We start from the raw sequence: 5,606 nt of genomic DNA, 5'->3' as shown, positions 1-5,606 counted from the left end.
AACCTATGATGTCATCGTGCGTCCGACAGCGGACAGTGCCTACACCCTCGTTGCCGAAGCCATCGACAGCTCGGGCATGGCGCGTGCGACCCTTGCACCGCGCATGGGTATGACCGCCGAGGTGCCGCCCTTGCGCACCATCCCCAACCTGACCATGCGCGACATGGGTATGGGGGGCATGGACCATTCGGCTATGGGTCATGGTTCGGCCGGTATGGATCACGCGGCCATGGGTCATGGCGCAGCGGGCCAGGCTTCCGGTGGCATGGACCACAGCGGTGCCAGCATGCGCAATCCGGACAACGCCCCTGCCGATATGGCTGTGGGCGTGGGCGTCGATGCTATCGCCATGGCTCCGGCCAACCGCTTTGCCGACAAACCGCAAGGTCTGGAGAATGTGGACCACCGCGTTCTGACCTATGCCGATCTGCGGTCCCTGACGCCAAACACCGACATGCGCGCCCCGTCACGCAGCATGGAAATCCACCTGACCGGCAATATGGAACGGTTCATGTGGGGCTTTGACGGTCGTAAATTCTCCGAACTCGTCGAGCCGATCCGTTTCGAACTGAACGAGCGTGTGCGCGTGACACTGGTGAACGACACCATGATGTCCCACCCTATCCACCTGCATGGCCACTTCTTCGAACTGGTCAACGGTCAGGACGGCTACCAGCCGCTGAAACACACGGTCAATGTCCTGCCGGGGGGCAAGGCTACGTTTGACCTGACCGCCAATGCGCCGGGGGACTGGGCCTTCCACTGCCACCTGCTGATGCACATGCATGCGGGGATGTTCAACGTCGTCACCGTCCGTCCGCTGCAAGGAGCCGCCCGATGAACCGCGCCCTGCTCACCGCCGTTGCGGCCCTGCCGCTGATGCTGGCTGCCAATACCGCCCTGGCCCAAAGCCATGCCGGTCACGCCATGCCCGCCACACCGGTAACCCAAGCCCAACCCAAGGCACAAAAGCCTGCTGCCGATCCCGATGCGGGTCACAATATGAGCGGCCATGCCGGTCACACCGCTGCCCCCGCTCAAGCCGACCCGCACGCAGGTCACAACATGGGCGCACAGGCCAGCCAGACCGCTGCACCGGCTCAAGCTGATCCCCATGCGGGCCACAATATGAGCGGCCACGCCGGTCACACCGCTGCTCCCGCTCAAGCCGACCCGCACGCCGGTCACAACATGGGCGCACAGGCCAGCCAGACCGCTGCACCAGCCCAAGCTGATCCCCATGCGGGCCACAATATGAGTGCCATGCGTGGCGGGCCGAACATCCCCACCAGTGTGGACGCTGTCGGAGGCCGTCTGGTCGAGACGCCACCACCCGCTCCGGCCTTTGCCAATCCCGCCCACGCCGCAGACCTTCTGTTCGATCCCGCCTTAATGGCGGCATCGCGCCAACTGCTTTTGCTAGAGAATGGCGGCATGGGCAGCACCAGCCTGTTCATCGACAAGCTGGAAGCCGGTTTTGGCGACGCACCGAACAGCTATGGCTGGAGCGCGTTTGGCTGGACCGGCGGCGACATCAATCGCTTCTGGTGGAAGACCGAGGGCGAAGGTGAAAGCAAAGGCAAGCTGCACGAGGTCGAGGTTCAGGCTCTCTATAGCCGTGCCATCGCACCCTTCTGGGATGTGCAGGCCGGTGTGCGACACGACTTCCGCCCCGATGGCGAGGACACCACCCATCTGACCGCCGGCATTCAAGGCGTCGCCCCCTACTGGTTCGAGACGGGGGCAGCCCTTTACCTGTCCACCGAAGGCGATCTGACAGCACATCTCGAGGCCGAGTACGACCAGCGCATCACCCAGAAATGGATCCTGCAACCCTCTCTGGAAGTGGCCCTGTCGGCCAGCGATATTCCGGAGCTGGAGATCGGTTCGGGCCTGACCTCGGTCACGGCAGGACTGCGCCTGCGCTATGAAATCCGCAAGGAGTTCGCACCCTATGTGGGTGTCGAATGGAGCCGCTCCTTCGGTGACACCGCCGACTATGCGCGCGCCCGTGGCGATCGCGTGGATGACACCCGTTTTGTCATCGGCATCAAGGCCTGGCTCTGACCCTAAAATGAAAAAATGCGCGGGCCATTTTCATGGTCCGCGCAAGTTTCAAGGGAGGAAACGCCGTCATGGACAGGCATGGATTTTCATTGCCACAGAGCCTCCCGCCGCAACACGCAGTTTTCCTAAACCCTCACACAGCTATCCTGCCAAGCGCCTTGAATTCTTGCGCAAACCCGCCCTGTCAGGGTCGTCTGGCCTGATGGCGCGATCACTAACGCGTTTAATTGCCCGTTATTGCGCAATATCAGGGCACGGAAACGGGGGTTTCATTCCTTAATCCCCACCCCAGAAGCATACTCGACCCAATTACAGACCAAGCCCTAACGACCATTTCTTTATTGATACGTATCGAGGCTATTTCATTCTTTTGATTAAAAATCTCCGTTAGGGGGATGGCCTGCCCCCCTGTATGCGAAATATAACCCCAACGTGCATTCGTGGCCCGACAGGCCGGATCACCAGTCTGTAACGGGCCCTCGCGGCCCTTTTGTTTTGCTTCGGATTTCCCTGCATGGGTGACGCTTCCCCCTCTTCGCCTGCTCTCGCTCGTAATCTCAGCTGGCCGCACCTGATCGCCATGGGTGTGGGTGCCATTGTCGGCACCGGTATCCTGACCCTGATCGGCATCGGTGCCGACAAGGCCGGTCCTGCGGTTCTGCTGTCTTTCCTGATCGCCGGTTTTGTCTGCGCCTGCGCCGCGCTCTGCTATGCGGAGATGGCTTCGACCATCAACACATCGGGCAGCGCCTATGGCTATACCCGCGCTGTGCTGGGCCAGACGATCGGCTGGATCATCGGCTGGAGCCTGATCCTCGAATACAGCCTTGTCGTCAGCGCCGTGGCCGTCAGCTGGTCCGGCTATGCCGCGCCGCTGCTGCATGACTGGCTGGGCGTTCCCATGACCCTTATGAACGGGCCCCATGCTGGTGGCGTGGCCAATATTCCGGCACTGGTCATCATTATCGCTGTTGCAGGCCTGCTTCTGCTGGGCACCAGCAAGAGCGCCACCTTCAACATGGTTCTTGTGGCGATCAAGCTGTCGGCTCTGGCCCTGTTTGTCTGGTTCGCCCTACCGCATTTCGATACCGCCAATCTGGTCCCGTTCAGCCCCTACGGCTTTGGCAGCACCATGAGCGATGACGGGATCGAGCGTGGCATCATGGCCGCCGCCGCCATCATCTTCTCGGCCTTCTACGGCTTTGACGCCATTGCCACGGCGGGCGAAGAAACCAAGAATCCCAAGCGCGACCTGCCCATCGGCATTATGGGCTCGATGGTAGTATGCGCGCTGATCTATGTGGTGATCGCCCTTGCCGCGCTGGGCAGCACGCCGTTCCTGACCTTTGCCAACAGCCCCGAGCCGCTGGCCCTGATCCTGCGCCTGATCGAGCAACCGGGTGCAGCGCATTTCCTTGCCGTAACCGCCGTCATCACCCTGCCGACCGTCATCATGGCCTTCTTCTATGGCCAGAGCCGCGTCTTCTTTGCCCTGTCGCGTGACGGACTTCTGCCGCGCGGTCTGGCCAAGGTCACGGCCAAGGGCGCGCCGGTACGGATCACCCTGTTCACCGTCGTGGTGGTGGGCAGCATCTCGCTGTTCCTGCCGCTGGGCGAGATCGTCGCTCTGGCCAATGCCGGAACTCTGGTGGCCTTCTCGGCGGTTGCCCTGTGCATGCTGATCCTGCGTGTCAAAAAGCCGGACATGCCGCGTGGTTTCAAAACCCCGCTGGCATGGGTTATCGGACCGGTCTCGATTGCCGGTTGCCTGTATCTGCTGGTCAGCCTGCCCCAGAAGACCCTTATGTGGTTCATCATCTGGAACATCGTCGGCGTGGCCTTCTATTTCGCCTACAGCCGCCGAAGCGCTTCAAAACAGCCTTCTGCCTAAAACCAATCAGGCCCTTCGAGTGTTCGGAGGGCCTTTTTGCTGCGTACAGCTCCGGTGGCCGAACTCTCTGGATCGCCCCGATTTCAAAAACAGAAAGAGTTTCATTTTCAGCTTGCGCAAGCCCAAGCGTTATGGAAACGTGACATAATGCTGAATTTCGGAAGCGTTCTGGAGGGGAACTTCATGAAAATGCGCACCTGGTTGCCGGTCGCAATCGCGCTGGTTTTAAGCGCCTGCGGACAAAACACGCCCACCTCGAAAGGCACCGACCTTTCCAAGGCCAATACCACCTACCAGAACGAGCTGATGGAACTGCTCATCGATGCCAAGCCCGGCTCGGTGATCGAGATTCCGGCCGGTGTCTTCAGCATCGACCGCGAGCTTAGCTTGGTGGTCGATGGCGTCACCATCCGCGGTCAGGGCATGGACAAGACCATCCTGAACTTCCGCAATCAGGCCGCAGGGGCCCAAGGTCTTCTGGTCACGGCAAGCAATTTTACCATTGAAAATCTGGCGATCGAAGACACCAAGGGTGACGCGATCAAGATCAACAAGGGTGAAAACATCATCGTGCGCAAGGTGCGCACGGAATGGACCCAAGGTCCCAAAACCGAGAACGGTGCCTATGGCATCTATCCGGTCCAGACCAAAAACGTCCTGATCGAGGACAGCGTCGCCATTGGGGCTTCGGATGCCGGTATCTATGTCGGCCAGTCGCAAAACGTCGTGGTTCGCCGTAACCGCGCCGAATATAATGTGGCCGGTATCGAGATCGAAAACTGCATCGACGCCGATGTTTACGAGAACCTTGCCACCAATAATACCGGCGGCATCCTCGTCTTCAACATGCCCCAGCTTCAGCAGGCCGGATATCGTACGCGCGTCTATAATAACCGCGCTGTCTCCAACAATACCCGTAATTTCGGCCATGCCGGTACACCTGTCGCCAGCGTTCCAGCGGGCACGGGCGTGATCGTCAACTCCAACGATCAGGTCGAGATTTTCGACAACGAGATTGCCGACAACAAGACCGCCAACATCATCATCTCCAGCCTGTTCTCGGCCGGTTATTCCGACAGCGCCATGAGCGATGATTTCGACCCCTATCCCGAGGCGATCCTGATCAAGGACAACCGCTTCAGCGGCGGCGGCAATGCCCCCGATGGCATGGACCTGCAAGCCCTGCGCATCGCCAAGTTCGGCCCGACCGGCCGCTTCCCCGACATCCTGTGGGATGGCTATGTCAATCCGGCAGTCCTTGTGAACGGCCAAATGCCCGCCGACAAACGTATCTGCGTCGATAATGGCGAGGCTGGTATCATCAATGTCGATGGTCCCAACAAATACGCCAATCCGAACACCGACATGACGCCGCACAAATGCACCCTGCCGCGTCTCTCGCCCGTCGTCCTGCCGAACGCCTGACACGGCCCATGTCCCTGTTTCGTATGTTCGCTCTAAGCCTGCTGCTGGTCACCGCAGCAGCAGGCTGCACCAAGCCTCAAACCAAGACCGAGGCAGAGGCCCAGCCTCTGGCCGATCCGACCTTCTTCGCGTCGGAAAACCCCAAGTCGCTCAAGGACTGGGGCATGGTGCAGGTTTCCGGTGGCTCGCTGGTTCTGGGCGAGCGCGTCGTGTCCTATGATCT

At 60.3% G+C, this 5,606-nt stretch carries 5 protein-coding genes; all 5 read left to right on the top strand.

All coding sequences use genetic code 11. The annotated features are described in order from the left end of the window. Positions 1 to 841: multicopper oxidase domain-containing protein (locus tag RSB01_RS13325; protein WP_332625654.1), on the top strand; the 841-nt coding region annotated here is incomplete at its 5' end. Continuing rightward, positions 838 to 2,067, top strand: a complete 1,230-nt coding sequence (locus RSB01_RS13320) for a copper resistance protein B (protein ID WP_332625652.1) — start codon at positions 838 to 840, stop codon at positions 2,065 to 2,067. The genes RSB01_RS13325 and RSB01_RS13320, both read left to right, overlap by 4 nt. Before the next feature lie 514 nt (positions 2,068 to 2,581). Further along, complete coding sequence (locus RSB01_RS13315; protein ID WP_332619699.1) at positions 2,582 to 3,958, top strand: amino acid permease; 1,377 nt, start codon at positions 2,582 to 2,584, stop codon at positions 3,956 to 3,958. 183 nt (positions 3,959 to 4,141) lie between these two features. Then, a complete protein-coding gene (locus RSB01_RS13310; protein WP_332590296.1) occupies positions 4,142 to 5,383 on the top strand; it encodes a parallel beta-helix domain-containing protein in 1,242 nt (413 codons plus the stop codon). A gap of 8 nt (positions 5,384 to 5,391) precedes the next feature. After that, the coding region (locus RSB01_RS13305) for a hypothetical protein (RefSeq protein ID WP_332625651.1) at positions 5,392 to 5,606 on the top strand (215 nt) is incomplete at its 3' end.

Source organism: Brevundimonas sp. (genome assembly GCF_036659295.1).
GTDB lineage: Bacteria > Pseudomonadota > Alphaproteobacteria > Caulobacterales > Caulobacteraceae > Brevundimonas.
This window is presented reverse-complemented; position numbering and strand designations above follow the sequence as displayed.

What these genes read in the sequence shown, in the direction of transcription:
- RSB01_RS13315 (WP_332619699.1), top strand. Translation starts at nt 2,582, where the DNA reads ATGGGTGACGCTTCCCCCTCTTCGCCTGCTCTCGCTCGTAATCTCAGC.
- RSB01_RS13320 (WP_332625652.1), top strand. Translation starts at nt 838, where the DNA reads ATGAACCGCGCCCTGCTCACCGCCGTTGCGGCCCTGCCGCTGATGCTG.
- RSB01_RS13310 (WP_332590296.1), top strand. Translation starts at nt 4,142, where the DNA reads ATGAAAATGCGCACCTGGTTGCCGGTCGCAATCGCGCTGGTTTTAAGC.